This is a genomic window from Amycolatopsis sp. WAC 01376, from assembly GCF_003947415.1.
GTDB lineage: Bacteria > Actinomycetota > Actinomycetes > Mycobacteriales > Pseudonocardiaceae > Amycolatopsis.
The window spans coordinates 551,854-578,513 of sequence record NZ_QHKL01000002.1 but is presented as its reverse complement, the minus strand read 5'-3'; the positions used below and the strand labels follow the sequence as shown (position 1 = coordinate 578,513).

Sequence of the window (26,660 nt, the reverse complement as noted above, 5' to 3'; positions counted from 1 at the left end):
AGGAGGACGGATGCCGAAGCGAACCAAGTCCTGGTCCGCGCTTTTCGCACTGTGCATGGGTTTCTTCATGGTCATGCTCGACATCAGCATCGTGAACATCGCGGTGCCTTCGATGGTGCGCGAACTCGGCACCGACCTGACCGCGGTGATCTGGGTGACCAGCGTGTACCTGCTCGCCTACGCCGTCCCGATCCTGCCTGCCAGCAGGCTGGGTGACCGGTTCGGGCCGAAGCGCGTCTTCGTCGCCGGTCTCCTCGTGTTCACCGCCGCCTCGTTGTGGTGCGGGCTTTCCGGCGACGTGGAAACGCTGATCGTCGCCCGCGCGGTACAGGGTTTCGGCGCCGCGTTGCTGACCCCGCAGACCACGGCCTTCATCACGCATTTGTTCCCGCCGGACGAACGCGGTCCGGCGATGGGCGCCTGGGGCAGTGTCGCGGGCCTCGCCATGATCGCCGGTCCGGTACTGGGCGGCGTACTCGTCGACAACTTCGGCTGGGAGTGGATTTTCTTCGCGAACGTTCCGGTCGGGCTGATCGCGCTGGTGCTCACCCTCGTCCTCGTCCCCGACTGGCGGCCGGGGAATTCGCACCGGTTCGACGTTCCCGGCATCCTGCTGTTCGGCGCTGGTCTCGTCTGTGTCGTCTTCGGTATCCAAAATGGACAGACCTACGGCTGGGGCACGGTCGGCGCCGGGATCTCGATCTTCGACATCATCGTGGCCGGTGTGCTGCTGCTGGGCGGTTTCGTCCTGTGGCAACTCGTCAACCGCCGCGAACCGCTGCTGCCGTTGCGGATCTTCCGGCACCGCGACTTCTCACTGGGGACCGCGTCCGCGGTGGCGGTCGGCTTCGGGATGACCAGCATGCTCCTGCTGCTCGTCATCTACGTGCAGTCGGTACTCGGCCTGTCCCCGGCCGAAGCCGGCCTGCTCATCGCGCCGCTCGCCTTGGTGTCCGGCGGTGTCGCGCCGTTCGCCGGACGGCTGTCGGACCGGGTGAATCCCAAGTACCTGTTGATGTTCGGCTTGCTCTCCCTGTCCGGCGGCCTCTGCGTCCTCTCGCTGGTGATCATCCCGGCGAGTTCGCCGCAGGCCCTGATCCCCGCCCTGCTGTTCTGCGGTCTCGGTGTCGGCTTCACCTTCTCCCCGATGAACAACGTGACCATCAACTCGGTCGGCCGTTCGCTGGTCGGCAGCGCGTCGGGCATCTTCAACACCGCGCGCCAGGTCGGCGGGGTGCTCGGCGGCGCGGCCGTCGGAGTGCTGCTGCAGGCACAGACCAGTGCCTCGATGCCCGTCCGGGCGAACGAGGCGGCGGCCGCGCTGCCCGCCGAATTCCGGCAGCGCTTCGTCAGCGGCTTCACCGGTGAGGCCGGGTCGGCGGCCGCCGCCACCGAGTTCGGCGGCTCCCCCGCGGTCCCGGCGGACCTGCCGTCCGAGGTCGCCGCCCAGGCACGGGAACTGGCCGCACAGATCACCGGGGCCGCCCTCACGGACGCGGTCAAGACCGCCTTCCTGCTTCCGGTCGGTGTACTGCTCCTCGGTCTGCTGTGTTCGGCGGGCTTGCGAGGCACCCGTCGCGGGCTACCGTCACATCATGACTCTCGTACCGACGGTCGATCTGAGCAGCTGGAACGACGGTGACCGCGCGGAACTCGCGCACACCGTAGACGAGGCCCTGACGCGTGTCGGGTTCCTCCAGGTCGTCGGGCACGGCATCCCACAGGCGACGATCGACGACATGCGCGAAGCGACCGCAGCCTTCTTCGCGCTCCCTGTCGAGGCGAAGCTCCGGTCCGCGCCTGCCGACCGCGCCTCGGATCGCGGGTACGCGGCCGAAGGCACCGAAGGGCTGGCGCACAGCCTCGGCGAGACGACGCCGCCTGACCTGTCGGAGTCGTTCGTCATCGGCGCGGAGGAGATCGACGGCGAGGATCCGTACGGTTTCTTCGCCCCCAACATCTGGCCTGAGCTGCCGAAGTCCCTTCAGCCTGCCCTCACCGAATACGAGGCCGAAGCGCACCGCGTCGCACGGGTGCTGCTGGAGATCTTCGAGACGGCACTCGGGCTCCCCGACGGCTACCTCGGCGCGTACACGCGGCATCCGACGCGCACCCTGCGGGTCAATCACTTCGAGCGCCGCGCCGGCGCACCCGAACCACTCCCGGGGCAGATGCGGCTCGGCGCGCACACCGACTACGGCATCGTCACCGTCCTCTACGCCGATCCCGTCCCCGGCCTGCAGATCCACGGCCCCGACGGCGCCTGGCACGACGTCATCCCCGCCGAGGGCGCGCTGGTGGTGAACCTCGGCGACCTCACCGCGCAGTGGACCAACGACCGCTGGCGGTCCACCCTGCACCGGGTCGTGCCGCCGTCCGGACCCGGTCCGGCACAGCGGCGAAGCGTGGCTTTCTTCTTCGACGGCGACCACGACGCGCGTTTCGAATGCCTCCCGACCTGCCAGTCCGCCGAGAATCCGCCGAAATATCCGCCGGTCCTCGGCGGCGCGCACCTCTACGCGAAGATCACCGGCGGGAGGACTCTCGAACCGGCCGACGCGATGAACACCGCCGCCGACCGCGGTTGAGGAAAAATCTCCAGCGATCGATGTCCGGTCCTGTCCGGCGGCTCCGACGTCTCCGGCAGAAGGCACCGAAGCGGTGCCTGCCGAGAGGAGCAAGCCATGAAGTACATGATCATGATGATGGGGTCGCAGAAGGACCTGGACAGCATCGGCGGCAACTGGAGCGCCGACGACATCACGGCCCTGCACGAGTTCATGGGCAAATGGAACAACGACCTGGTCGAATCCGGGGAGTTCGTCGACGCGCAGGGCCTCTCCCAGCCGGCGCACGCTCGCCGGATCTCCCTGCGTGACGGCGCGCCCGTGGTGACCGACGGCCCGTATGCCGAGACGCAGGAGGTCCTGGTCGGTTACACGACCGTCGACTGCGCGAGCTACGACCGCGCGACCGAGATCGCGGCGAAACTGGCGAACACCCCGTATCCGGAAGGCACCGACCTCGGCCGCGACTGGTACGTCGACATCCGGCCGTGCGCCGACAGCTTCGAAGAACTGGAGCTGTAAGTGCCGGACAGTGGCATCGAGGGCCTGCTGCGCGAGCTGTCGCCGCAGGTCCTCGGTGCCGTCGTCCGCCGCTACGGCCACTTCGACCTGGCGGAGGACGCGACACAGGAGGCGCTGCTCGCGGCCTCGACGCAATGGCCCGCCGAAGGGCGGCCCGACGATCCACGCGCCTGGCTCATCACCGTCGCCTCACGGCGGCTGACCGACCTGCTCCGCGCCGAGCAGGCGCGGCGCCGTCGCGAGGACACCGTCGTCCACCGGGCGTTGCCGGAGGAGCAGCTCGCCCCCGCGGCGGACCGGCGGGCCGCCGACTCGGACGACACGCTCGTCCTGCTCTTCCTGTGCTGCCATCCGTCGCTCTCGCCCGCGTCGCAGATCGCGCTGACCCTGCGGGCGGTCGGCGGCCTCACCACGGCGGAGATCGCCCGCGCGTTCCTGGTCCCCGAAGCGACGACCCGCGCGAAGTCCGGCATCAAGTCCAGCGGTGTCCCGTTCGGCATGCCACCGGCGGCGGACCGCGCCGCGCGGCTCGACGCGGTGCTCCACGTGCTGTACCTGATCTTCAACGAGGGTTACGCCGGCACGTCCGGGCCCGATCTGGTGCGGAGCGATCTGTCCGCCGAAGCCATCCGGCTGACCAGGATCGTCCACCGGCTGGTGCCGGACGACAGCGAGGTCACCGGGCTCCTCGCGCTGATGCTGCTCACCGACGCGCGCCGCCCGGCGAGGACGGGGCCGGACGGCGCGCCGATCCCGATGTCCGAACAGGACCGGAGCCGGTGGAACAGCGAGTACGTCGCCGAGGGCGTCGCGCTGCTTTCCGAGGCATTGCCGCACGGGCCGACCGGGCAGTTCCAGATCCAGGCGGCGATCGCCGCATTGCACGACGAGGCACCGAGCGCCGAAGAGACCGACTGGCCGCAGATCGAGGCCCTCTATGAACTTCTGCTGCGTCTCTCCGACAATCCCGTGGTGGCGCTGAACCACGCCGTCGCCGTCGGGATGGCGCGAGGCCCGCGCGAAGGGCTGGCGGCACTGGAAAAGCTCGGCGACCGGATCTCCGGCGACCACCGATTCCACGCCGCCCGAGCGCATCTGCTCGAGATGGCCGGGGAGACCGCCGCGGCTGGTGAGTCCTATGTGGACGCCGCGCGACGGGCGACGAGCCTGCCGCAACAGCGCTATCTGCGCTCACGCGCCGCGCGCTTGCGCTGAAGTGGCCAACGCCCCCAATGCCACATTGGAGACGCTCAGTGTCCCCAATGTGGCATTGGGCGCATCGGCCAAGCAGCGCCTGAGGCCTAGCAGCTCAGCAGGAGCCCGGTGACAGCCGTGCAGGTCGACGTCGACGCGTTGTTGGCCGCGTTCGGGTCGGCGACGGAGCTCTGCGTGATCTTCGCGGTCGTCTTGACCTGCCCGAGGGACAGCAGTCCGGCGGCCACCGAGAACTTGGCCGTCGCGCCGGCTCCGGACGCGAGCGACGAGAAGTCGCAGTTGACGGTCTTCGCGCCGCCCGGGTTCGTGCAGGTGGCCGAGCCGGTGAAGCGCAGCCCGGTGCCGAGGGTCGACACCACCCGGATCCCGGACGCCGCGGCCGGGCCCGCGTTCGTGACCTTGACCGTGTACTCGATCGACGACGTCAGGATCCCGCGCGGCGACGCGGTCAGCGTGACACCGAGATCGGCGGCGCTCGGCGTGCCGGTGACGGTCAGCACGGGTCCGTCGAGGATCTCGAAACTGTAGTTCTCACCGACGAACTGGTGCTGCAAGGTGACGCTGCCCAGCGGGGCGTCGTCCTTGACCCGGAAGGTGAACACCACGGTCTTGCTCTGGCCGGGGGTCACGGTGCCGACCCCGCCGCGAATGCTGCCGCCGAGCATGTCGCAGGCGAACGCGCCGGGACAGGACACCAGGTCGACGATGGCCGGCAGCGAGGATTCCTTGCCGTAGAGCGTCGCCTTGCCACCCTCGATGTTCGATGTGGCTTCGGCGTTGTAAACGGTCTGCGTGACGGTGAACGTCTGTCCACGTTGGACAGTGGTCGGCGAGACCTCCACCGCACTGGTCGGCGGGGCCGCGTTCGCGGAAGCGGGTGCCACGAGCATGATCGTGGCCACGGTGGCCACCAGAGACAGAAGTGAGGCTCTTCGAAGCTTCATGGGTTCTCACTGTTCCGGTCGGGGGCGTCGCGCCGATCGATGCGGACAACGATCAGTCGCCGAGGAACCGGCATTCGTTACCGGTGTCTCCGGCCGAGTGGCCCGACGGTCTCACCCACTCGGCGTAGCCGCGCCGCTTGTTCCCTGGTCACGGCGACGTCGTGCCGTCACCGCGGAGCGCGGGTAGCAGATTCGCCTCCTCGTAGGCGAAATGCTCCTCCAACCCATTCGCGACCCGATCGAACTCCTCGCGCAGCGCGGCACTTTCGATTTCCTTCTTGCCCTGCAGCAACTCATCGAGGTCGCGCAGGGCGCGGGACACGGTTTCGTGCTCCTGGCGCAGCCGGTCCAACGCCGGCGCGAGCCCGGGATGGGCCTTCTGGATCGCGGTGAACGCGCCGTCCTCACGGAGATGGTGCATGCGCAGGTCGTTGCAGAACGTCACGCAATGGCCGAGCAGTTCCCGCCGCAGCACCGGCCGATCCCTCCGCGCGGGCTGCTCGCCGTCGAGTTCGGCCCGCGCGGCCGTCAGCGTCTTGCGGAGTTCACCGTGATGGACGAGCAGCTGATCGGCGATCGCCCGGCCGCGGGCGGCGTCGACTTCCAGCAGATGCAGCGCGACACCGCGCTCCTCGCCTTCGAGCGGCACGGCCCGCGCGGCATGCGGGACCCCATCGATCTCTAGTGTCGCTTGTGGACTGACAAGGAGGTCTTGGTACCAAGGCGAATCGACGTCCGGTGCGTACGCCAGGTACCGGCTCCCGGAGCGGCGGCAGTCGACGTCGACAGTGCGAGGACGGCCGGTTCCGGCGTCCGCGGTGGTCATCAGCAACGGTACTCCCCAGGTAGCATCATCGAGAAAGCTATTTTGCTTTGCAAGCAAAGCCTCTTTGCTTGCAAAGGTATCCAGGAGGGTGCCCGGTGTCAACCGAGGACATGGAAGCCGACGACGCCGTACGGGCCTTGCTGCTGCTCATGCCACGCATGGTCGGCCGCGCGAAGCGGCTCAAGATCCCCGAAGAACTCCAGTCGCTGTCGCTTGCTCCTCGTCACTTGTCGCTGTTGTCGTACCTGCTCTTCGACGGGCCGATGACGGTGAACGAACTGGCCGAACGGCTCGAGGTCGCCCCGACCACGGTGAGCCTGATGGTCGGCGAACTGACCAAGAAGGACGTACTCGACCGGCGCGAGGACGAGGCGGACCGCCGTCGGCGGATCGTCGCCATCAGCGAACGGATGCGGCCCGCGATCGACGGCTGGCTCGCGCAGGGCGCCCGCGCCTGGCAGAAGGCGCTCGCACCGCTGACCCCGGCCGAACGGCGCATGTTCATCGACACCCTGCGCGCCTACGAAGACGGACTGACCGACTAGGAGGAACGGTGCGCTACCTGCTCATGCTCTGCGGGACCGTCGGCGACGACGCGCTCGACACGGACATCACCGAGCCCTGCCGCGCCTGGGGCGAGGAGATGACGCGACGCGGCCTGCGCCTCAACGGGATGGGCCTGCGGCCGCCCGAGTCGGCGACGACCGTCCGCGTCCGCGGCGGCGAGGCACTGCTCACCGACGGGCCGTTCGCCGAGACGAAGGAACAGATCGGCGGCATCAACATCATCGAATGCGAAAGCCGCGAACAAGCCGTCGAGGCGGCGAAAACCCACCCCTGGGCCGCGATCGGGACGATCGAAGTGCGCGAACTGCTTTAGCCGGTGATCCGCGCGGTGACCTGGTTGTCGGCGTACGTGTAAGCCACGTATTCGAATTGGGTGCCGGTGCGCTCGACGTATTCCAGCCACGCCTTGTGCTCGTGCCGCTGCCAACCGGGATAATTGAAGAATTCGTCGAAATGCACGATGCTGCCGGGCCGCAGGCGCGGGCCAGCCAGATCGAGTACGGTTTTCGCCGAGCTGTACAGGTCGCCGTCCACATGAAGGAAATCGACGACGCCTTCGTGCCGTTCGAGAAAGCCGGGAAGCGTGTCGGCGAAAAGACCGACGACGAGTTCGGCGCCGGGGACGTCCGGCAGGTCGTCGCGGGCGAACGAGCCGGCGGGCATCCCGTTGAGCCAGTTCTCCGGCAGGCCTTGGAACCAGTCGAACCCGTAGGTCTCGACACCACCGCGTGCCTTGGCGATCACCCGCAGTGTGTTCCCGCTCGCGACGCCGAATTCGAGGGCCATCCCTCCTGACGGGGCAAGGGAAAGCGCGTACGCGAGAGTCTCCTGTGGACGCGCGAAGTGCCGGGTGGCGGTCAGATGCTCGCGAGCGAACCGATTGCTGTCCCGCGCCGCGTCCTGATCGCCGGCGTAGATGATGTCGCGACGGCTCCGGATTTCGAACTCGACGACCCGATCGAAACAGCGATCCCCTTGCCGGACGATCTCCGCGCGCAGTTCCGCGGCGACCCGTTCCAGTTCCTCCGTATACGGATCGTGGAATCGCCGGGCGAGCCGGTGCAGGCCCCGGCCGAGCGTGCCGCGGGCCGATCGGCCCAAGGTCTTCAGTGCTGAATGGGGTACCAGGTGACGCATTCCGGGACGGTACACCATCACCGTTCGAGTGAACGGATCCAGAACACCCGGGGGTCGGTTTCGTTGCGGTAACCGAGGGGTGCGCACCTAGCATCGCGTTCGCCGCCGATGATCGGATACCGGCAAGGAAAAAGGGAGCACGATGAGCAGGATCGTCATCTTCGGGGCAGGCGGACGCGGGGGACGCCGAGCCGTCGCCGAAGCCGTGAGCCGCGGGCACCAGGTCACCGCCGCCGTCCGCGATCCCCGGCGCCACGCGGATCTCGCCGGGGACAACATCACCTTGATCGCCGCCGACGTCACGGTCGCGGACGACGTCGCGAAAGCCGCCGCCGGGCACGACGCCGCGATCAGTTCCGTCTACCGCGCGGACCTCCCGTCGCGGGAGTACTACCCGGCCGCCGCGCACGCGTTGATCGACGGCCTCGGCCGGGCCGGTGTCGCGAGACTGGTCGTCGTCGGCGTCGGATCGGCGCTGGAGATCGCGCCGGACGTCGCGTTCCACGACCAGCCGGGCTGGCCGCCGGAGCACCGCGAGTTCTCACTCGGGCACACGGCGGAGCTGGAGGTCTTCCGTGCGTCCGGCGGCGGGCTCGACTGGGTGATCATCGCGCCGCCGCCGGTGATGCTCGACGAACACGCCGACCGCACGGGCGAATACCGCAGCGGGGACCACCAGGTGCTGCCGCGCGCGGAGGACGCGGCGCCGTTCTCGTACGCGGATCTCGCGGTCGCGCTGGTCGACGAGGTCGAACGGCCGAAGCATTCGCGGGCGATGGTCGCCGTCGACTACTGACCGCGTCGTGAGTGGCGATTCGGGTTCTGACCCGATGCCACGTAGCCGGACCGGTCACCGGCAGCGGACCCGGGGCGCGACTGCCCACACGGGACGGCAGCCCGGATCTGAATGCCCGATTTGGGTGCTTTGCGCAGCTGCGGCGGGGGTCGTGAGTGGCAATGAGGGTTAGAACGACATTTGCCACTCACGACCCCCCGGCAGAACCGCCCATTTCGTCATCAATCGGACATTCAGTCATCGAAATGTGTCCACAGTGGACGCCAGGGGCATGTCGGCTCCCGTCGGCCAGGGCAACCGAGCGCTTGACCTGCGGCAACCGTCGCCAGCGGCTGCTTCAGCGCTTCCAACGGCCCGGCGTCGAACTCTCATGTCGTGAAGGGCCCCTTGAGACGTTCATCGTCTCAAAGGGGCCCTTCACGACATCCCAGCCTGGCGTCGACTCACATGAGCGCCTGACTGGAGTCCTTCACGTACTCAGTTTCCTCGGCTGAGCCGAGTTAAGGGGGGCCTTCACGCGCCACTGTTGTGACTGCTGGTGCCTGTGGGGCGAACGTGGCGATTATCGAGTCCGTGAGGGCCTCCTTCCCTACTTTGAGGGTAGGGAAGGAGGCCCTCACGGACTACAAAACCTCAGCGCTCCGGCGTCTCCCCGCCGTTCTGCTCCGCCAGGAACCGCTCGAACTGGCTGCCCAGCTCCTCGGCGGTCGGCATGTGCTCGACCGACTCCGCGAGCAGGCTCTCCTTGCCGGACGCCTCCATGAACGTGTCGTACTGCTGTTCCAGCGCGCGCACGACGTCGGCGACCTTCTCCGAGCCGGCGACCTGGCGGGCGATCTCGGCCTCCGCCTCGTGCGAGGCTTCCCGCAGGTCCCCGTCCGGCAGGTTCAGCCCGGTCGCCGAGGCGATGGCGCCGAGCAGGTTCAGCGCGGCGCTCGGGTACGTCGAGTCCGCCAGGTAGTGCGGCACGTGCGCGGCGAAGCCGGACGCGTCGTGCCCCCACTCGCCGAACCGGAACTCCAGCAGTCCGGCGATGCTGCCCGGCACCTGCATCCGGTTGGGCAGCGGGCGGTGTTCGCCGACCAGTTCGTTCCTGGTCGCGTGCGCGGTCACGCCGAGCGGGCGGGTGTGCGGCGCGCCCATCGGGATGCCGTGGAAACCGGTGGTGAGCCGGACGTCCCAGCGTTCGACCAGGCCGCGTACGGCGGCGCAGAACCGCTCCCAGTCGTGGTCCGGTTCCGGCCCGGTGAGCAGCAGGAACGGCACGCCGTCGGCGTCGTGCAGCAGGTTGACGACCAGTTCGGGAGCGTCGTAGTCCTCCCAGTGGTCGATGGAGTAGGTCATCGCGGGGCGGCGCGAGCGGTAGTCGATGAGGCGGTCGACGTCGAAGCGCGCGATCACGCGGTGCTCGAAGGAGTTCAGCAGGTGCTCGGCGACGAGTTTGCCCGCCGAACCGGCGTCCATGAACCCGTCGAAGTAGTGCAGGAGCACGGCCCCGCCGAGGTCAGGGACGTCCGAGTCCACCTCGTACAGGTCTTCCGGGTCCAGCGCCACCAGATCCTCCAGGTTTCGTGGGTACGACCGTCTCCAGGTGGAACGCCCCGATAGGGGGTATCCATTCCGCCGGCGGTGGCCTGGATCCTATCGGTCCGTGACAGCTGTCGTGGGCGGTCCGCACGGAGGTGGTGCAGGGTGGAGGGGTGACAGAAGAGACGCTCAGCCTGCGCCCGCCCGCCAATCGGGTGAGCCGTCGCGCCATCGGCTACTGGACGGTGTGGGCGGCGGTCGGCTGGGCGGTGCTCATCGGCGTCCAGACGGTGTTCGTCCTCACGAGTGACGACGCGCCGACGTGGCTCACGGTGACGCTGACGCTCTCGTGCGTGCTCGCTCCACTGCATCTGCTGGTCATGCCGCAGTGGCGCTACCGGATCCACCGCTGGGAGGTCACCGGCGAGGCCGTGTACACCCAGGAGGGCTGGCTCAAACAGGACTGGCGGATCGCGCCGATCTCGCGGATCCAGACCGTCGACATCGAACGGGACCCGGTCGAGCAGCTGTTCCGGCTGGCGAAGATCACCGTGACGACGGCGTCGGCCGCGGGCCCGGTCAAGATCGCCGGTCTCGACCACGCCGAAGCGCTGGCGCTGGCCGCGGAGCTCACGAAGACCACGCAGGCCACTCCCGGTGACGCGACATGAGCACCGAGGCACCGCCGGAAGCCGCGGAAGCCGCCGTCGGCCGGTGGCGCCGGCTCGATCGCCGGATGCTGCTGATCCGGCCGGTGCTCGACGTCGTCAAATCGCTGCCGGTGCTGATCGGGACGGTGATCCTCGGCCGGGGCAACGGCTGGGAGTGGTTCGGGCTGGGGGTCACCGCGCTGACCGTGCTCGTCGGCATCTCGCATGTGCTCACTTCGCGGTATCGCATCGCCGACGGCCAGGTGGAATGGACCACGGGCCTGTTGCTGCGCAAGCATCGCGCGATCCCGCTGGACCGGGTGCGCACGGTCGACGTCACCTCGGAACCGAAGCACCGCCTGTTCTCCCTCAGCGCCGTGCGCATCGGCACCGGACGGCATTCGGCGGGCTCGGGTGCGAGCGGCGACCAGCTGGTGCTCGACGCGGTCAGCCAAGCCGAAGCACACCGGCTGCGCACGGTTCTCTTGCACCGCAAGGAAGTCCTCGCGGAAGCCGAGGCAGCGCCGCCGCCGGAGCAGGTCGTCGCGGAGATCGACCGGAAGTGGGTGCGGTACGCGCCGTTCACCCTGTCCGGGCTCGCCGTGGTGGGCGCCGTGTTCGCCGCCGTCTGGCATTTCGCGCACCAGCTGAACATCGCCCCGGAGAACGTCGGACCGCTGCGGGACCTCATGGACGACCTGGCGAACACGGCATTGTGGCTGATCGTGGTCGTCGCGGCGGTGGCCCTGCTCGTGGTGGTCTCGCTGCTTTCCGTCGGCGGCTACGTGCTCTCGTTCTGGAACTTCAAGCTGACCCGGGAGCCGGAAGGCACTCTGCACGTCCGGCGTGGGCTGATCACCACGCGTTCGGTGTCCATCGAGGAAGAACGGCTTCGCGGCGTCGAGGTGAAGGAACCGCTCCCGCTGCGGATCGCGGGCGGGGCCCGGCTCACCGCGATCGCGGGCGGGCTGCGCGAGGGCAAGGGCGGGGACAAGGGCGGCGGGCTCCTGCTGCCGCCCGCGCCCGTCGGCCGGGTCCACGAGGTCGCGGCCGAGGTGCTGCGGGAGAACTTCGACCCGGCCACCGTTTCGCTGAACCGGCATCCGCGACGGGCACTCACCAGGCGCCTCACTCGCGCGGTGGGTGGCGTGCTGATCCTGGCTGCGGCGCTGTTCGGCCTGGCCTGGATCGGTTTCCTGCCATCGTGGATGTGGCAGGTCACGCTCGGCCTGGTGCCGCTCGCCGCTCTCGTGGGCTGGGACCGCTACCGCAATCTCGGCCACGCGATCGTCGGGCGGTATCTGGTCAGCCGTTCCGGCTCGCTGGCGCGGGCGACGGTGGCGATCCGGCGTGAAGGGCTCACCGGAATCGTCGTCAGCCGCTCGTTCTTCCAGCGCCGCGCCGGATTGATCACCGTGACCGCCCCGATCGCGGCGGGCAGCGGCGGCTATCAGGTGGCCGACGTCGGCGAATCGGCCGGGCTGGCGATGGCGGAACAGGCCGCGCCCGGTCTGCTCACGCCCTTCCTGCGCCGGGAGGCTCACTCCGCCTGACGCACGGCACAAGTAGCTCGCCCCATCACGAATCCGAAATGTCAGGAAAGGGTCGTTCAGGACGAAAAACGTCAGGAACGACCCTTTCCTGACATCCGGCGGGCGATCAGCCGGGGACGGCCAGTGCCGCCTTGGCCATGATCGCTCCTTGCGAAGCTCAGCGGTAGCCGGTGACGTCCGCCGGCTTGCCGGGATCCTGGACCTCGACGAGATAGCGCCAGCAGTCGGGACGGCTGCCGTCGAGGTCGGTGAATCCGTATTCCTTCGCCAATTCGCCACTGGAAACCGATTTCCCGTTCCAGCGGCCGGCTTCCGTGTCGCCGGCCAATGCCGCGACAGCCCTGCCGATGAACGCGGGGCTTTCAGAAATGGCGAAATGCGGCTGCACCTTCGTGGCGTCCTGCCAATTCTCTTCGGTCACCTGATAAGCGTCGAGCATCGCCTCGGAACGTAACCAGCCAGGGGTGACCGCCACCGCGGTACCGCCATGCGGTGCCAATTCGTGCCCGAGTGCGAACGCCATCCGGTTCACCGCGGTCTTGGCGAGGTCGTAGAAGAACGAAACACGGTAGTTCTCCGAGTTGTACCCGTCCGTCCCGTCATTGACCTCGACGACCAGCGCGCCCGGATTCCTGATCATGAGCGGAAGCGCGAAATGGCTGGTGATGGCATGGGTGTCGATGGCGAGCCGCAGCGTCCGCAGTCCGACGTCCAAAGTGGACTCCCAGACCGTCTTGCCCCATTCGATGGGCGCGCCGTAGATGTCGTTGACCAGCACGTGCAGTGCGCCCTGTTCGGCGTCGATCCGTTGCACCAGATCGCGGACCTGGTCTGCCGCCAAATGGTCCACACCGATCGCGATCCCGTGCCCGCCCGCTTCGCCGACGAGCGCCGCCGTCTCCTCGATCGTCTCCGGGCGATTCATTTCCGACCGCCGGGAACCGGTACTGCGGCCGGTCACGTAAACGGTCGCACCGGCGGCACCCAGCTGGACCGCAATTCCCCGCCCTGCCCCGCGAGTCGCCCCGGCGACCAACGCGATCTTGCCTGCCAATGGCGTTTCCATGGTCCGAACCTAGCAAGAAGCCCGCTTTTCGTGGACCAAAGACCCTGGCCCGCAATTCACACAATGTGCTACTTTCTTGACTCTTTGTGATTGCCCCGGCGAGAGGTCGAGATGACGCCTGCCGCACGATCCCTGGACACCACCGCCCCGCCGAAACGGACCCCCGGCGCCAGCAGCTCACGCAAGGTCCTGCAGTTGCTGCTCTCCTTTTCCGAACGCCGCTGGGACGCCAGCGTCGCCGAACTCGCCGCGAGGATCGGCACCCCGGTCGCGACGACGTATCGCTATGTCGCACTGCTGAAGGAACTCCAGCTCCTGGAGGAGGGAAGGACGGGGCGCTATCACGTGACGAGCCAGGTGATGCCGCTCGCGCGGGCGGCGCAGCTGGCCAACGACCTCGCCCGCCTGGCCCGTCCGGCGATGGAGGAAGCCGCACGCGCGCTCGGGGAGACAGTGCTGCTGTTCCAGCATTTCGGCGATTCCGCCGTCTGCGCGGACCGGGTCGAATGCGAACGCGCGATGCGGTTCACCTTCCAGCCCGGTCATTCCGTCCCGCTCGGCACCGGCGCGTCGGGCAAGATGCTGCTGGCCATGCTGCCGGAGGGCGAACGCGAAAGACGGCTTTCGTCGATCGTCCACCGCCGCGGCCCGAGCGTGCGGGAAGAGGTCAAACGCGCGGGGGCGAACCGGTATTCGGTCAGCTGGGGCGAACTGGACGACGGCGTCTGGTCCTGTTCGGTGCCGATCCCGAACACCGGGCACCGGCCCGCGGTGCTGACCCTCGCCGCCCCGGCGACCCGGATCGGCGACGACGAGAAACGGGCCGCCATCGTCGCGCTCCAGTCGTACGCGAACAGGATCCACCGGGCCGTTTCGTCGTTCTCCCTCTAATTCGCGCGCGACCGCTCCCCGCGGCGGGGTAGAACTCGATCCGTGATCCGATTCGCCGTCCCCGAAGACCTGCCCGTGCTCCAGGACATCGAACGCGCCGCGGGCGAACCGTTCCGCGCGCTCGGCATGGCCGCGATCGCCGACGACGACCCGCCGTCGATCGCGGACCTCACAGCCTTCCAGCGCGACGGCCGGGCCTGGGTGTGGGACGACGGCGACGGCCCGGTGGCGTACCTGCTCGCCGAGGTCGTCGATGGCCACGGTCACATCGAGCAGGTGTCCGTCCATCCGGATCACGCGCGGCGGGGCCTCGGGCGGCGGTTGATCGAGCACGCCGCCGGCTGGGCCTCGCGCGAAGGTCTCGCGGGGCTGACGCTGACGACGTACGCCGAGGTGCCGTGGAACGCGCCGTACTACGCCCGGCTCGGCTTCGTGACCCTCGACGAGGAGAGCCTCACCGAGGGCCTGCGCGCCGTCCGGGCCCACGAAATCGCCCTCGGGCTGGACGCGTGGCCTCGGGTGACCATGCGGCGATGACCCGCACGGGGGGTCGGATTGGCGAGGGTCGTCGAACATGTGTTCTACTGTCGGCGCCGGCCCCGGAGGGGGAAGCTCCGCGGGCCGGCACCGGACTTCAGGAGGCACGGATGGCGGTCAAGATCACCCATCTCACCAACGGCCAGCAGGTGCGCTTCGCCAACGCGGACGGCGCCCGGCGGTACGCCGAGATCATCGGCGGCGGGGTCGACAAATGGCGATTCACCGTGGTCAGCGGGCATGAGCTCCCGGAAATGTCGGGGCGCGTGGTTAATGTGCCGGTATGGCGTATGACTTCCAGGTGACACCGAGACCGTCCGCGTCGATCATCACCGCGGACTTCGAGGGCGAAGAACTCCGCCTCCGCTGAAGCGGGCCCACGTGGGCCCGTCGCACTGGGGGTGTCATGAAGGGACCTGGTCCCGTCGGCTGTGCCCTTCATGACCGAGCGCGAGGCCCTCGTGCACGTCACGCTCCGCCGCACCCGCACTCGCTGGGTGCGGCGGACGTGACATGAAGGGGCCTTTCATAGCAAATTTTGCTATGAAAGGCCCCTTCATTGCGCTTGTGCGGCCCGCTAGACCAGCCGGTCCAGAGCGCGAGGCAGCGCCGAAGCGAGCAGGTCCAGTTCAGCCTCCCCAGCGATCAGCGGCGGCGACACCGCGATCCCCTTGGCCAGGTTGCGCACGAGGACGCCCTCCTCGCGCGCCATCCGCTGCAACCGGTTCGGCGCGCCGGCGTCGGACGCGAGGAAGTCGGCCTTCAGTTCCACCGCGCCGAGGAAACCGAGCCCGGCCCGGACCTCCGCGACCAAGGGATGCGAAGCCAGCCCGGAAAGCGCGTCGGCCAGCGGCTTCTCCAGTTCCCGGCCGCGCGGGATGAGCCCGTCACGCTCGTAGATGTCGAGCGTCGCGTTCCCCGCGGCGCAGGCGACCGGATGCCCCGCGTAGGTCGCGCCGTGCCGCAGCACCGGCGCACCCGGCGCGCCGGTGAAGAACGGCTCGGCCACCCTCGGCGCGACGATCAGCGCGCCCAGCGGGATCGTCCCGCCGGTGATGCCCTTCGCGGTCGTGATCATGTCGGGCTGCACGGCCCACCGGTCGATCCCGAACCAGGTCCCCAGCCGCCCGAACGCGGCGATCACACAGTCCGCGACGAACAGCACGTCATGCTTGCGGCAGATCCCGGCGACCGTCTCGATATAACCCTCCGGCGGCAGCAGGACCCCGCCCGCGCCGACGCCCTGCTCACAGAAGAACGCCGCGACCCGCTCCGGCCCGACGCGCAGGATCTCCGCCTCGAGCGCTTCGGCGCTGTCGTAAGGCACGTGCGAGATGTCGCCCGGCAGCGGCCCGAAGCCCGCCGCGTTGGCCGCGATGCCGCCGACGGCCGTCCCGAAACCGTGCGTGCCGTGGTAACCCTGCACGCGCCCGATGACGTGCACCTTCTCCGGGCGGCCGGTGTGCGCGAAATACGACCGGGCGATCTTGACCGCGGTGTCGATGACGTCACCACCGCCCGAGCCGAAGAACACCTTCGAGCCCGGCTCCGGCGCCAGCGCCGAGACCCGCTCGGCGAGCTTCAGCGCGGGCTCGTTGGCGTTGTAGCCGAACAGGTTGTACGAATCGAGCGTGCGCAACTGATCCCCGACGGCCTGCGCGATCTCCTCGCGTCCGTGCCCGAAGTTCGCGTACCAGAGCGACGCGGTCGCGTCGAAATACCGCTTCCCCTCGTCGTCCCAGACGTAGGAACCCTCACCGCGGGTGATGACGAGCCGGTCGCCGTCGACCGCTCCCATGTCCGCGAAGGGGTGCCACAGCGGATTGCGCGCGGACGCCGACGAAACCATGATCTTCCTCCTCGTGCTCGTGCCCCCATCCTCACCCGGAACCGGCCGGGACGCGAACACTCCATCGTGCACAGTTCGCGGCCCGGACCTGTCCGGACTGTAGCCACGCTGATCGGTCTTGTTCGAAGATGGGCATTCATGGGCGAAGTGCTAGGAACGGTCCTTTCCTTGCGAAATTTGCCAGGAAAGGACCGTTCATGGCGTCCCGGCCGCCCGCCACAGCTCACGAACCCCGCCGGTCGTAAGCGGCCAACAGCTGCTTCTCCGCGTCCCGCAGGTACTTCTCCAGCGCCGTCTCCGCGGGCCCGAATCGTCCGCGTTCCAGGTCCCGCAAGATCCGCTCGTGCCGCCGCAGGAACGGCTCGAAGAACGTGCGCGTGTTCTCCGCCAGCACGAAGAAGAGCCGCGTCTCCGCCAGCACCTGACGCATCGTCGTGCTGACCCGTTCGCTGCCCGCCAGGTCGCCCACCGCTTGGTGGAACGCGATGCTCGCGGTCCCGACGGCCTGCCAGTCGCCTTCGCCCGCCGCGGCATGCCCCTCCCGCACCGCGACCTCGATGGCCGAAAGGTCCACAGTGGGCAGTTCGGCCGCACGCCGCAGCGCACCGCATTCGGTGACCCGCCGCATCACGTAGAGATCCGAGATGTCCTGCGCGGTCAGTTCCCGCACGAACACGCCGCGGTTGAGTTCGTGTACCGCGAGCCGCTCGTGCGCCAGTAGCTGGAAGGACTCGCGCAGCGTGTTGCGTGAAACGCCCAACGCGGCGCTGATCGACGGTTCGGAAAGCCTCGACCCTGGCGGGAAGACGCCTTCGGTGATGCGCTGGCGCAGGATCTCGGCGACCCGTTCCGCTGTCCCGCTCCGTTCGAGCAAGGGTCTGTCTCGGGCCAGTGTCTCCTCGGCGGCAGGAGTGGACATGGCGCTACCTGACGCCGAGTTCGAAGTCGAGGCTGTACCGGTTGCCCGGCATGGCACCGGCGGCCTTGGCGCCGTCGATGGGGAGCGCGACCCCGTTGATGAACCGCGATTCGTCGCTGGCCAGGAAGACGACCGCCTTCGCGACCTCCCACGCCTCGCCGACCCGTGCCGCGGGCGTGCTCGCGGTCAACTGGTGTTGTTTGGCTTCGAACTCCTCCGGCGACGCGAGGGTGCCGCGCAGCATGTCCGTGTCGATCGCGCCCGGGTTGACCGTGTTCGCCCGGATCCCCTGGTGCGCGTGCGCGACCGCGATCGATTTCATCATGCCGACGAGCGCGTGTTTGGTGGCGTTGTACACCGGGTCGCCGGGGCGCCCCATCACCCCGCCGTTGGACGACGTCGTGATGATGCTGCCCGCCTTGTTCTCGATCATCCGCGGCAGCACCGCCCGCGTGCCGAGGAAGGCGGCCCGCACGTTCAGCGCGAAGATGTTGTCGAATTCCGCCAAGGTGGTGTCCGCCAGGGGTTTCCCGAGGTGGATGCCGACGTTGTTGAACAGCACGTCGACCCGGTCCGTCTCCGCGAGCACGCCGCGCACGAATTCGTCGACCTGTCCTTCGTCCGTGGCGTCCACAAGGGAGTGCCGGACGCCTTCGACGGGTTCGGCGAGTTCGCGGATGTCGCTGGAGAACACGGTCGCGCCCTCGGCGACGAACTCCTTCACGGTGGCGAGGCCGATGCCCCTCGCGCCCCCGAAGACCACCGCGACCTTGCCGGCCAGCCGACCCATGCTCATCTCTTCCCTCTCGACGAAACCGCTGTGTAGTCCTCCGGAAGCCGCACCAGCGCCCCGGGGTCTCCGTGATACGTGACTTCGACGCCGTACAGTTCGCGCGCGGCTTCCACCGACACGTATCCGTCGACGACGTCGGCGAGCACGGCCTCCGGCTCCCGCTCGAACGGGTCGCCGTAACCGCCGCCGCCGGGCAGGATCACGTCCACGACGTCGTCCGGGCGCAGGTTCACCCGGCTCTTCGACGGCAAGGGACCACGGGCGAGCTCGAACCGGCCCACCGCGCCGTGGTGCCCCGAGTCCACACCGGACGCCGGCCGCAGGACCCGGTCGACGTTCCCGTTGACACTCCACGAGATCTCACCGCGGGCGGCCATCGTGGTGCACTGGCCGAGGCCGCCGCGCCATCGCCCGGCACCACCGGAGTCCGTGCGCAGCACGCGTTCGCGCTGGATCAGCGGCGCCATCGTCTCGATGACCTCCGTCGGCGTGGACCGCAGCCCGCTCGGGAATCCGGTGGTGCTCAGACCGTCCTTTGTGGCCCGTGCGCCGATCCCGCCGGTCTGGAAGACGTTGAGCATGAACTCGCGTCCACTGGCGTCGGCGCCACGCCAGATCGTCATCCACAGCGCGTCCGCGCTGTGCGCCAAGGCGTTGCCGGGCAAGGCTTCGTGTAGTGCGGTGATCAGCAGTGACGGCAGGAAGTGCCCGATCAGATGGCGGGAGGCGACCGGCGCGGGCGGCGCGCAGTTGAGCACCGAGCCCGCCGGCGCGGTGACGTGCACCGGCCGGAACGAGCCCGCGTTGTGCGGCACCTCCGGCGAAATGGCGGCCTTGACCGCGAACGAGGCATACGCCCGGGTGTAGTTCAGGACGACGTTGATCCCGCGGCGGCTCTGCGGCGACGATCCGGCGAAATCGAGGTGGATCTCCTCACCTTCGATGGTCACCGCGACCTTGAGGACGACCTCTTCGTCGTCGAATCCGTCGGTCACCAGTTCGCTGGTGTACGTACCGTCCGGCAGTTTCGCCAGCGCGTCCCGCAGTGCCCGCTCGGAGCGGTTCATGATCTCGGCGGCGACGTCGTCCAACGAATCGAGATCGAATTCCTCCAGCAGCCGCACCAGGCTGGCGGCACCGACCTCATTCCCGGTCACCTGCGCGTACAAGTCGCCGATGGTTTCTTCCGGGGTGCGGACGTTCGCGCGGATCAGCAGTTCGAGATCCGCGTTGACCTCGCCCGCGCGGAGGAACTTCATGATCGGCAGGCGCAAGCCCTCTTCGAAGACCTCGTTGGCCTCGGCCGAGACCAGCCGCCCGCCGATGTCCGGTGCGTGACAACAGGAAGCGAACCACGCGACGAGCCGTCCCCGCAGGAAGACCGGCGTGGCGACGGTGATGTCGTTGATCTGCCCTGCCGTCTGCCACGGGTCGTTGGTGAGCAGGACGTCGCCCGGCTCCAAGGTCTCCGGCGGGTACGCGGCGACGAAGTGGTGCATCCCGGTCGCCATCGCGTTGATGTGGCCAGGGGTCCCGCCGACGGACTGGCCGATCATCTCGCCACGCGAGTCGAACACCGCGCAGGCGAGGTCGAGCGATTCCCGCACCACGGAGGAGAACGCCGTGTTGACGAGCGCGTTCTGCTGTTCGGCCAGGATCGAATGCAGCCGGTTTCCCAGCACCCCCACCAGGATCGGGTCGACGCTCATACCGTCACCACCAGGCCGGCGTCCGCGCCGACAACGCAGTTCGCGCCCGGCGGGACGACCACTGTGGACTCGCGTTCCTCCACAATGGCCGGTCCCTCGACGCGATCGCCCGGCTTGAGGCGATACCTGTCGAACACCGCTGTGTCGACAAAGCCACCCGCGGCGGGAAAGTACGCCGGGCGGCTCCCCTTGCGCGCGTCGCCTTCGGCCTCGGTACCCGCGAGTTTCAGCGTGACCTCGGGTGCCGGTCCGCGGGAAACGACACGCCAGTTGAGCACCTCGATCGCGACGTCCGGCCCGATCCGCCGGTACAACGTCCGATAGGTCTCGGTGAACGCGTCGACCAGCGAATCCGGCCAGTTCCCCCGCTCGACCGGCACGCGGATCTCGTAGCCCTGCCCGGAGTACCGCATCTCGGCGATCCGGCGGTGCGTCACCTCCGCACCGTCCACACCGGACTCCTCCAGCAGTTCCCTTCCTTCGGCCTCCATCTCGGCGAACAGCGCGTCGACCTGTTTCCAGGACAGGTCGAGTACCGCCGCACGCGCCGAACGCACGAAGTCGAAAGCCAGTGGCGCGGTGAGGAATCCCGCCGCGCTCAGCACCCCGGCCGCGCTCGGCGCGACCACCTCGGGCGCGCCGAGCGCCCGAGCCACACCGACCCCGTGCACCGGACCGGCTCCGCCGAAGGTGAACATCGGCAGCTTCGCCGGGTCCTTGCCGTCGGCGACGGCGTGGACGCGGGCGGCGTTGGCCATGTCCTCGTTGACGCTGGTGTGGATCCCCCAAGCGGCCTCCTCGACGCTGACGCCGAGTGGGTCCGCGATCTTCGAGCGGATCGCGTCACGCGCGCCTTCGGCGTCCAAAGTCATTCCGCCGCCGAGGAAATACCCCGGATCCAGGTAGCCGAGCACGAGGTCCGCATCGGTCACGGTCGGCTCGGTGCCGCCTCGTCCGTAACAGACCGGGCCGGGCTCGGACCCCGCCGAATCCGGCCCGACGGTGAGCAGGCCGAGCGCGTCGATGCGGGCGATCGAGCCGCCGCCGACGCCGATCTCGATCATGTCGATGACCGGCACCTTGACCGGCAGCCCGGATCCCGGCAGCAGCCGGTACTTCCGGTCCACTTCGAATTCGTGCGTCACCAGCGGCGCGCCGTCGGAGATCATGCACAGTTTCGCCGTCGTGCCACCCATGTCGAAGGCCAGCAGATCCCGGGTCCCCGCCGCGGATCCGATCGCGGACGCGGCCAGCGCCCCGCCGGCCGGTCCGGATTCGAGGATGCGGATCGGGTAGCGCGCGGCGGTGTCGACGGTCGCGATCCCGCCGTTGGACAGCATGATGTGCGGCGACGGCCGCACCCCGGCCTCGTGCAGGCGCCGTTCGAGATCACGGAGATAACGTTCGGTCAGATCCTGGACGTACACGTTCGCGACCGTGGTCGACGCGCGTTCGAACTCGCGGATTTCGGGGACGACCTCGCTGGACAGCGCGACCCGGAGCCGGGGCGCGACGTCCTTGAGCACCTCGGCGGCCCGCCGTTCGTGCGCGGGATTCGTGAAGGCGTGCAGGAAACAAATGGCCACCGCGTCGATCCCGCGGGCGTCGAGTTCGCGGCCGAGCCGCGCGACGTACTCCTCGTCCAGTCCTGTGTGGACCGTCCCGTCGGCGAGGATCCGCTCGGGGACGTCGAACCGCAGGTGACGCGGGACCAGCGGGGCGGGAAGCTCGATGAGCAGGTCGTACAGTTCGTACCGATGCTCGCGCCGCATCTCCAGCACGTCGCGGAAACCGGCCGTCGCCAGCAGGGCGGTGCGCGCTCCCTTGCGTTCGATCAGCGCGTTCGTGACCAGCGTTGTCCCGTGCACGAACTGCTCGACGTCGCCCGCGTGCAGCCCGGCGTCGGCGAGTGTCCTCTTGAGACCTTCCTCCACCGCGCGAGCGGGCTCGTCGTGCGTCGTCAGCACCTTGCCGACGGCGACGACACCGGTATCGTCGAGCACGCAGAGATCGGTGAACGTACCGCCGATGTCCACGCCGACGCGCAGCCCGGTCACGGGGATTCCTTGCGGTACCAGCGGGGCGAGGTGTTGAGCGGCGGCGCCATCTTCGCGCGGACGACGAGCACGTTCGGCTCGTCGGACTCGATGAACTCGGCGAGCAGCCGCCGGAACGCGCGCCCGAACCCGGACACCCGGTCCGCGTGCACGCCGAAGGACCTCGCCAGGCCGACGAAATCGGGACTGTCCCAGTCGACACCCCGGCGCGGGAGCCCGGCCCGGTCCTGGTCGTACCGAAGCATCCCGTAGCCGCCGTCGTCGACGATGATCACCGTGACCGGCAACTGCTCCTGCGCCATCGTGGCGAGATCACCGCAGGCGAACAGGAAACCGCCGTCACCACTGACGCAGATCGCGCGGCCGGTGCCCGCCGCGCCGACACCGAGCGCGGCCGGGAAGCCGTAACCGAGGGTGCCCCAGCCCATCGGATACGCGAGCTTGCGCGGCGCGCGGACACGGTGGAAGCCGCCGATCCAGTAGCCGGCCACGCACATGTCCGCGACCACGACGGCGTCGGACGGCAACACCTCGTCCAAAGTGGACAGCAGATCCGCGGCCTGTGGCTCCTCTTCCTTGATCCGCTGCCGGACGCGGGCGGAGACCTTGGCGAGCCTGCCGACGAGCGCCGCGATCCCGGGCCGTTCCTCGACCTTGAGCGCCTCGGTGAGCACCCGGGCGTCCCCGACCAGCGTGATGTCCGGCTGGTAGTTCTTGGCGGCGTCGTCCGGATCGACGTTGATCGCGATGAGCTTCTTCGGCTGCGGCATCAGCCAGTTCTGCGTCATCAGCCCGTCGAAGTCGGTGCCGATGGCGAGGACGACGTCGGCCTCGTCCCACAGCGCCCCGACTTCGGGCGCGTGTACCGGATTCGGGGCGAGACAGGGATGATCGACCGGCAGGAGCCCGCGAGCGCCGAACGTGGTGAGCACCGGCGCGGCCAGCCGTTCGGCGAGTTTCCCGATCACCTCACCCGCCTCGGCGCGCAGCGCGCCCCCTCCCGCCCAGATCAGCGGCCGGTCGGCGGTGGCAAGGAGCGCCTCGGCCTCGGTGAGGTCCGGGATCTCGGCGGGCCGGGCGTGCGACCTCGGCGGACGCCGCGCCGGCGTCCGCACCGACAGGAAGTCGGCCGGGATGCCGAGGTAGACCGGCCCGCTCTGCGGCTGGAGCGCGAGCCGGGCCGCGCGGTGGAGCGTCGCCGCGACCTGGTCGGCGCTCGAGACGGTGAACCCGGCCTTGGTGACCGGCGCGAACATCGCCTGCTGATCCGACGTCTCGTGCAGCACACCGCGAACCACGCCGGGCCGCCGCAGCGTGGAGGGGATGTCGGTCGCGATGACCAGCACCGGCGCCGCCGACGCCATGGCCTCGCCGACGGCGGCGAGCGTGTTCGCCGCGCCGGGCCCCGTGGTCACCAACGCGACGCCGAGCTTGCCGGTCGCGCGGGCGTAACCGTCCGCCGCGTACCCGGCCGTCTGCTCGTGCCGGACCCCGACGAGCCGGATGTCCGTATCGGCCAGCGCCTCCCATAACGGCAGGTTGTGCACCCCAGGGAGACCGAAGACGACTTCGGTCCCCAGAGCGGTCAGCGCGTCGGCGAGATGCTGGGCTCCGGTGGGTGCAGGCACCCCGCCGATAGTGCCAGATCGTTCAACGATCCAGCAACCATCGCACCGGGTCCAAGCGTTCCGTGAAGGCCTCCTTGAGGGACTCTGGGTCCCTCAAGGAGGCCTTCACGGACAGTGGCTTCAGTACAACCCGGCCGAGTAGGCAGCAGGGGCGTAGTAAGCCTCGAGGTCGGCCAAGCTCTCCTCCGGCCGTTCGAAGGTCTTGGCGATCGCCGCGCGGGACGGCAGCGCGCCGGGTGCCCAGCTCTCCGGCGACCAGAGCTTCGACCGCATGAACGCCTTCTGGCAGTGGTGGAAGATCTCGTCGATGTCGACCACCAGCGCCAGCTTCGGCCGGCTGCCCTTCACGATCATGTCGTCGAAGAACGGCGCTTCCCGCACGAGCCGCGCGCGGCCGTTGATCCGCAGTGTGTCGCCGCGGCCGGGGATCAGGTAGATCAGCCCGACGTGCGGGTTCGACAGCACGTTGCGGAATCCGTCGGCGCGCCGGTTGCCGGGGCGCTCCGGGATGGCGATCCGCGTGTCGTCCAGCACCAGCGTGAACCCCGCGGGGTCGCCCTTCGGCGAGACGTCGCAGGTGCCGTCGGCCGCCGACGTCGCGATCAGCACGAACGGTGACTCCGCGAGCCACTGGCGGTCCATCTCGTGCAGCTTCGGACGCGCCTTGTTCGCGGTCCGCTCCAGCGGCGGCGGCAGGATCTCGCGCAGCTCGGCCTCGGTGGTGACTTCGACGAACTCAGACAATGTTGTGCTCCCTCGTCAAGGCCCGGTCGCCGTCGAACCGGCGGACGTCGAGCCCGGTGATGTCGATGGCCGGGACCCGCCCCAGGTAGAGGTCCCGCACGAGCTCCCCCACCGCCGGGCCCATCTGGAACCCGTGTCCCGAGAAACCGGTCGCGTAGAAGAACCGCGACAGCTGGACGCTTTCCCCCACGATCTGGTTGCGGTCGGGGGTGACCTCGTACAGCCCGGCCCAGCCGCCGCGGATCCCCGCGTCGAGTACCGCGGGCACCCGGCGCGCGGCGATTTCGGCGAGTTTCGGCAGCCAGTCGCCAGGCTGGTAGCGGGTGTCGAAGCCGGGGTCGCCGTCACCGTCGCAGAAGGACATCGCCAGGCCGAGGCCCTCGCGGTGGAAGTAGAAGGCGGACGGCATCTCGATGGTCAGCGGCACGGATCCGGGCAGGTCCGCGACCGGGCCGGTGAACACGACCTGCCGCCGGAACGGCCGCACCGGGAGGTCGACGCCGGCGAGTTCACCGATCCGTCCCGACCACGCGCCCGCCGCGCAGACCACCGCGTTCGTCCGCACGAAGCCTTCGCCGGTCAGGACACCGGTGATCTCGTCGCCGTCGCGTTCGATCCCGACGACTTCGACACCGGTCCTCAGCATCGCGCCGTGCCCGCGGGCCGCCCGCGCGTAGCCCTGGACCGCGGAGTCCGGTGTCGCCTTGGCGTCGTCCGGCGACCACAGGGCCGCGATCACGCCGTCGGTGTCGATCAGCGGGGAGAACCGCCGCGCTTCGGCGGGCTCGACGAGACGGCTGCGGACACCGTAGGAGTTCTGCAGTTCGGCGCAGCGCTCGAATTCGGGCAGGTCGGCCGGGTCGGTGACCAGGTACAGGTAGCCGTCGCGGCGGAAGTCGATCTCGGTCCCGTACGTCTCGGCGAAGGAGGCGTACTCGGCCAGCCCGCGCAGCCCGATCTCGATGTTGACCCGGGTGGTGAACGACGACCGGATCCCGCCCGCGGCCTTCGCCGTCGAGCCCCCGCCGAGGCTCCCGCGTTCGAGCAGCAGCACCGAGACCCCGGCCGCGGCGAGCCGGTACGCGCAGCTGACCCCGACGATGCCGCCGCCGATCACGACGACGTCGGTGCGTTCAGGAAGTGGCTCCATCCGTGTCCCCGATCCGTTCGTCCTCGGGCGGCGGTCCCGGCGGCGTGCCGTCGCCGAACGGGCGCCCGCCCAGCTGCTCCCGGTGGTGCGGCGCCGTCCAGCCGGACAGGTCCGGTCCCAGTGGGACGATCCGCGTCGGGTTCACCTGCTCGTGCACCGCGTGGTAGTGCCGCTTGATGTGGTCGAAATCGACGGTGTCACCGAAACCCGGCGTTTGGAAGAGGTCACGGGCGTAGGCCCACAGCACCGGCATTTCGGTCAGTTTGTTCCGGTTGCATTTGAAATGCCCGTGATACACCGGATCGAAGCGGACGAGCGTGGTGAACAGCCGGATGTCCGCTTCGGTGATCGTGTCACCGACGAGGTAGCGCTGCTTTTCCAGCCGCTCGGAGAGCACGTCCAGCATGGCGAAGAGCCGGGTGTACGCGTCCTCGTACGCGGCCTGTTTGGTCGCGAAACCGGCTTGGTAAACAGCGGCGTTGACGTCCGCGTAGACGCCCACGTTGACGTCGTCGATCTCGGCACGCAGTCGCTCCGGGTAGAGGTCGGGCGCTCCGGGCCGGTGGAGACTGGTCCATTCGGTGGACAGATCCAGGGTGATCTGTGGATAGTCGTTGCTCACGAGCCGTTTGCTCGGAATGTCCACAATGGCCGGGACGCTGATGCCGCCCATGTAGTGCGGGTCGGCCGCGTGATAGGCCTCGGCCAGGTACTTGATGCCGAGTACCGGATCCCGGTCATCGGGATCGAGGGTGAACCGCCAGCTCTTCTCGTCCTGGATCGGGTCGGCGACGGCCACGCTCAGCGCGGACTCGAGGCCGAGCAGCCGCCGGACGATCAGCCCGCGGCTCGCCCAGGGACAGGCCCGGCTGACCACCAGCCGGTATCTCCCCGCCTCCACCGGCCAGCCGTCACGGCCATCGGCGGTGACACGCGCGTCGAAATGGTTGGCGGACCGACGGAACTCACCAGTCTGCGGATCGGTCGGGATCGTCATGTGAGCCACCCTAAAG

26 protein-coding genes are annotated in these 26,660 nt (G+C 69.0%); 12 read left to right on the top strand and 14 right to left on the bottom strand.

Annotation, left to right across the window (positions count from 1 at the left end; all coding sequences use genetic code 11):
• Nucleotides 1-10: 10 nt before the first annotated feature.
• The 4 genes from DMH03_RS11975 (at nt 11) to DMH03_RS11960 (ending at nt 4,304) form a co-directional block, all read left to right on the top strand.
• Nucleotides 11-1,642 carry a DHA2 family efflux MFS transporter permease subunit gene (locus tag DMH03_RS11975; protein ID WP_125792068.1) on the top strand — a complete coding sequence of 544 codons (1,632 nt, stop codon included), beginning with the start codon at nt 11-13 and terminating at the stop codon, nt 1,640-1,642.
• Nucleotides 1,596-2,588 (top strand): isopenicillin N synthase family oxygenase, encoded by a 993-nt coding sequence (locus DMH03_RS11970; protein WP_125792067.1) that lies wholly within the window; start codon nt 1,596-1,598, stop codon nt 2,586-2,588. The genes DMH03_RS11975 and DMH03_RS11970 overlap by 47 nt, the downstream gene beginning before the upstream one ends.
• A 96-nt stretch (nt 2,589-2,684) precedes the next feature.
• Entirely contained in the window at nt 2,685-3,089 is a 405-nt protein-coding gene (locus DMH03_RS11965) for a YciI family protein (protein WP_125792066.1), read from the top strand.
• Nucleotides 3,090-4,304, top strand: coding sequence for an RNA polymerase sigma factor (locus DMH03_RS11960; protein ID WP_125792065.1), 1,215 nt, complete (start codon nt 3,090-3,092; stop codon nt 4,302-4,304). It begins immediately after the preceding gene.
• A gap of 86 nt (nt 4,305-4,390) precedes the next feature.
• Here DMH03_RS11960 and DMH03_RS11955 read toward each other — a convergent pair whose 3' ends face one another.
• Both DMH03_RS11955 and DMH03_RS11950 read right to left on the bottom strand, forming a co-directional pair.
• Complete coding sequence (locus tag DMH03_RS11955; protein ID WP_233611457.1) at nt 4,391-5,248, bottom strand: hypothetical protein; 858 nt, start codon at nt 5,246-5,248, stop codon at nt 4,391-4,393.
• Between the two features lie 148 nt (nt 5,249-5,396).
• Nucleotides 5,397-6,074 carry a hemerythrin domain-containing protein gene (locus DMH03_RS11950; protein WP_125792064.1) on the bottom strand — a complete coding sequence of 226 codons (678 nt, stop codon included), beginning with the start codon at nt 6,072-6,074 and terminating at the stop codon, nt 5,397-5,399.
• A gap of 110 nt (nt 6,075-6,184) precedes the next feature.
• Between DMH03_RS11950 and DMH03_RS11945 the strand changes: the two genes are divergently transcribed.
• Both DMH03_RS11945 and DMH03_RS11940 read left to right on the top strand, forming a co-directional pair.
• Nucleotides 6,185-6,619 carry a MarR family transcriptional regulator gene (locus DMH03_RS11945; protein ID WP_125792899.1) on the top strand — a complete coding sequence of 145 codons (435 nt, stop codon included), beginning with the start codon at nt 6,185-6,187 and terminating at the stop codon, nt 6,617-6,619.
• Nucleotides 6,620-6,627: 8 nt separating this feature from the next.
• Nucleotides 6,628-6,954, top strand: a complete 327-nt coding sequence (locus tag DMH03_RS11940; protein ID WP_125792063.1) for a YciI family protein — start codon at nt 6,628-6,630, stop codon at nt 6,952-6,954.
• On the opposite strand, the gene DMH03_RS11935 is transcribed toward DMH03_RS11940, so the two are convergent.
• Nucleotides 6,951-7,778, bottom strand: coding sequence for a class I SAM-dependent methyltransferase (locus DMH03_RS11935; RefSeq protein ID WP_233611455.1), 828 nt, complete (start codon nt 7,776-7,778; stop codon nt 6,951-6,953). The genes DMH03_RS11940 and DMH03_RS11935 overlap by 4 nt on opposite strands.
• A gap of 142 nt (nt 7,779-7,920) precedes the next feature.
• On the opposite strand from DMH03_RS11935, the gene DMH03_RS11930 reads away from it, so the two are divergent.
• Nucleotides 7,921-8,574: an NAD(P)-dependent oxidoreductase gene (locus DMH03_RS11930; protein ID WP_125792062.1), complete on the top strand. Its 654-nt coding sequence runs from the start codon at nt 7,921-7,923 to the stop codon at nt 8,572-8,574.
• Between the two features lie 633 nt (nt 8,575-9,207).
• Here the strand turns inward: DMH03_RS11930 and DMH03_RS11925 are convergent.
• The gene (locus DMH03_RS11925) at nt 9,208-10,128 is read right to left on the bottom strand and encodes a proteasome assembly chaperone family protein (protein ID WP_125792061.1); all 921 of its coding nucleotides are present in this window, start codon (nt 10,126-10,128) and stop codon (nt 9,208-9,210) included.
• A gap of 104 nt (nt 10,129-10,232) precedes the next feature.
• On the opposite strand from DMH03_RS11925, the gene DMH03_RS11920 reads away from it, so the two are divergent.
• Entirely contained in the window at nt 10,233-10,772 is a 540-nt protein-coding gene (locus DMH03_RS11920) for a PH domain-containing protein (RefSeq protein WP_199748895.1), read from the top strand.
• A complete protein-coding gene (locus tag DMH03_RS11915) occupies nt 10,769-12,304 on the top strand; it encodes a PH domain-containing protein (RefSeq protein WP_125792059.1) in 1,536 nt (511 codons plus the stop codon). Before DMH03_RS11920 ends, DMH03_RS11915 begins: the two co-directional genes overlap by 4 nt.
• Nucleotides 12,305-12,461: 157 nt before the next feature.
• Here DMH03_RS11915 and DMH03_RS11910 read toward each other — a convergent pair whose 3' ends face one another.
• On the bottom strand, nt 12,462-13,370 hold the full coding sequence (locus DMH03_RS11910; RefSeq protein ID WP_125792058.1) for an SDR family oxidoreductase: 909 nt from the start codon (nt 13,368-13,370) through the stop codon (nt 12,462-12,464).
• Nucleotides 13,371-13,481: 111 nt separating this feature from the next.
• On the opposite strand from DMH03_RS11910, the gene DMH03_RS11905 reads away from it, so the two are divergent.
• The 3 genes from DMH03_RS11905 (at nt 13,482) to DMH03_RS11895 (ending at nt 15,103) form a co-directional block, all read left to right on the top strand.
• Complete coding sequence (locus tag DMH03_RS11905) at nt 13,482-14,261, top strand: IclR family transcriptional regulator (protein WP_125792897.1); 780 nt, start codon at nt 13,482-13,484, stop codon at nt 14,259-14,261.
• Nucleotides 14,262-14,303: 42 nt separating this feature from the next.
• The gene (locus DMH03_RS11900) at nt 14,304-14,798 is read left to right on the top strand and encodes a GNAT family N-acetyltransferase (protein ID WP_125792057.1); all 495 of its coding nucleotides are present in this window, start codon (nt 14,304-14,306) and stop codon (nt 14,796-14,798) included.
• A gap of 110 nt (nt 14,799-14,908) precedes the next feature.
• Nucleotides 14,909-15,103 carry a hypothetical protein gene (locus DMH03_RS11895; protein ID WP_125788486.1) on the top strand — a complete coding sequence of 65 codons (195 nt, stop codon included), beginning with the start codon at nt 14,909-14,911 and terminating at the stop codon, nt 15,101-15,103.
• A 272-nt stretch (nt 15,104-15,375) separates the two neighbouring features.
• Here the strand turns inward: DMH03_RS11895 and DMH03_RS11890 are convergent, their stop codons facing one another.
• The 9 genes from DMH03_RS11890 to DMH03_RS11850 all read right to left on the bottom strand — a co-directional run bounded on the left by DMH03_RS11890 (nt 15,376) and on the right by DMH03_RS11850 (nt 26,644).
• Entirely contained in the window at nt 15,376-16,647 is a 1,272-nt protein-coding gene (locus tag DMH03_RS11890) for an aspartate aminotransferase family protein (RefSeq protein ID WP_125792056.1), read from the bottom strand.
• Between the two features lie 223 nt (nt 16,648-16,870).
• Nucleotides 16,871-17,566 (bottom strand): GntR family transcriptional regulator, encoded by a 696-nt coding sequence (locus tag DMH03_RS11885; RefSeq protein WP_125792055.1) that lies wholly within the window; start codon nt 17,564-17,566, stop codon nt 16,871-16,873.
• Nucleotides 17,567-17,570: 4 nt separating this feature from the next.
• Entirely contained in the window at nt 17,571-18,356 is a 786-nt protein-coding gene (locus DMH03_RS11880; RefSeq protein WP_199748841.1) for an SDR family NAD(P)-dependent oxidoreductase, read from the bottom strand.
• 2 nt (nt 18,357-18,358) lie between these two features.
• Nucleotides 18,359-20,068 carry a hydantoinase B/oxoprolinase family protein gene (locus DMH03_RS11875; RefSeq protein ID WP_125792053.1) on the bottom strand — a complete coding sequence of 570 codons (1,710 nt, stop codon included), beginning with the start codon at nt 20,066-20,068 and terminating at the stop codon, nt 18,359-18,361.
• Entirely contained in the window at nt 20,065-22,125 is a 2,061-nt protein-coding gene (locus tag DMH03_RS11870; protein WP_199748840.1) for a hydantoinase/oxoprolinase family protein, read from the bottom strand. The genes DMH03_RS11875 and DMH03_RS11870 overlap by 4 nt, the downstream gene beginning before the upstream one ends.
• Nucleotides 22,122-23,753 carry a thiamine pyrophosphate-binding protein gene (locus DMH03_RS11865; RefSeq protein ID WP_125792052.1) on the bottom strand — a complete coding sequence of 544 codons (1,632 nt, stop codon included), beginning with the start codon at nt 23,751-23,753 and terminating at the stop codon, nt 22,122-22,124. The genes DMH03_RS11870 and DMH03_RS11865 overlap by 4 nt, the downstream gene beginning before the upstream one ends.
• Before the next feature lie 120 nt (nt 23,754-23,873).
• On the bottom strand, nt 23,874-24,497 hold the full coding sequence (locus DMH03_RS11860) for an MSMEG_1061 family FMN-dependent PPOX-type flavoprotein (protein ID WP_125792051.1): 624 nt from the start codon (nt 24,495-24,497) through the stop codon (nt 23,874-23,876).
• A complete protein-coding gene (locus tag DMH03_RS11855) occupies nt 24,490-25,647 on the bottom strand; it encodes an FAD-binding oxidoreductase (RefSeq protein WP_125792050.1) in 1,158 nt (385 codons plus the stop codon). The genes DMH03_RS11860 and DMH03_RS11855 overlap by 8 nt, the downstream gene beginning before the upstream one ends.
• Entirely contained in the window at nt 25,631-26,644 is a 1,014-nt protein-coding gene (locus DMH03_RS11850; RefSeq protein WP_125792049.1) for a glutathione S-transferase family protein, read from the bottom strand. Before DMH03_RS11850 ends, DMH03_RS11855 begins: the two co-directional genes overlap by 17 nt.
• Between the last annotated feature and the right edge of the window lie 16 nt (nt 26,645-26,660).

What these genes read in the sequence shown, in the direction of transcription:
- DMH03_RS11970 (WP_125792067.1), top strand. Translation starts at nt 1,596, where the DNA reads ATGACTCTCGTACCGACGGTCGATCTGAGCAGCTGGAACGACGGTGAC.
- DMH03_RS11850 (WP_125792049.1), bottom strand. Translation starts at nt 26,644, where the DNA reads ATGACGATCCCGACCGATCCGCAGACTGGTGAGTTCCGTCGGTCCGCC.
- DMH03_RS11915 (WP_125792059.1), top strand. Translation starts at nt 10,769, where the DNA reads ATGAGCACCGAGGCACCGCCGGAAGCCGCGGAAGCCGCCGTCGGCCGG.
- DMH03_RS11965 (WP_125792066.1), top strand. Translation starts at nt 2,685, where the DNA reads ATGAAGTACATGATCATGATGATGGGGTCGCAGAAGGACCTGGACAGC.
- DMH03_RS11975 (WP_125792068.1), top strand. Translation starts at nt 11, where the DNA reads ATGCCGAAGCGAACCAAGTCCTGGTCCGCGCTTTTCGCACTGTGCATG.
- DMH03_RS11875 (WP_125792053.1), bottom strand. Translation starts at nt 20,068, where the DNA reads ATGAGCGTCGACCCGATCCTGGTGGGGGTGCTGGGAAACCGGCTGCAT.
- DMH03_RS11950 (WP_125792064.1), bottom strand. Translation starts at nt 6,074, where the DNA reads ATGACCACCGCGGACGCCGGAACCGGCCGTCCTCGCACTGTCGACGTC.
- DMH03_RS11955 (WP_233611457.1), bottom strand. Translation starts at nt 5,248, where the DNA reads ATGAAGCTTCGAAGAGCCTCACTTCTGTCTCTGGTGGCCACCGTGGCC.
- DMH03_RS11930 (WP_125792062.1), top strand. Translation starts at nt 7,921, where the DNA reads ATGAGCAGGATCGTCATCTTCGGGGCAGGCGGACGCGGGGGACGCCGA.
- DMH03_RS11945 (WP_125792899.1), top strand. Translation starts at nt 6,185, where the DNA reads ATGGAAGCCGACGACGCCGTACGGGCCTTGCTGCTGCTCATGCCACGC.
- DMH03_RS11890 (WP_125792056.1), bottom strand. Translation starts at nt 16,647, where the DNA reads ATGGTTTCGTCGGCGTCCGCGCGCAATCCGCTGTGGCACCCCTTCGCG.
- DMH03_RS11895 (WP_125788486.1), top strand. Translation starts at nt 14,909, where the DNA reads ATGGCGGTCAAGATCACCCATCTCACCAACGGCCAGCAGGTGCGCTTC.
- DMH03_RS11885 (WP_125792055.1), bottom strand. Translation starts at nt 17,566, where the DNA reads ATGTCCACTCCTGCCGCCGAGGAGACACTGGCCCGAGACAGACCCTTG.
- DMH03_RS11935 (WP_233611455.1), bottom strand. Translation starts at nt 7,778, where the DNA reads ATGCGTCACCTGGTACCCCATTCAGCACTGAAGACCTTGGGCCGATCG.
- DMH03_RS11855 (WP_125792050.1), bottom strand. Translation starts at nt 25,647, where the DNA reads ATGGAGCCACTTCCTGAACGCACCGACGTCGTCGTGATCGGCGGCGGC.
- DMH03_RS11910 (WP_125792058.1), bottom strand. Translation starts at nt 13,370, where the DNA reads ATGGAAACGCCATTGGCAGGCAAGATCGCGTTGGTCGCCGGGGCGACT.
- DMH03_RS11880 (WP_199748841.1), bottom strand. Translation starts at nt 18,356, where the DNA reads ATGGGTCGGCTGGCCGGCAAGGTCGCGGTGGTCTTCGGGGGCGCGAGG.
- DMH03_RS11905 (WP_125792897.1), top strand. Translation starts at nt 13,482, where the DNA reads ATGACGCCTGCCGCACGATCCCTGGACACCACCGCCCCGCCGAAACGG.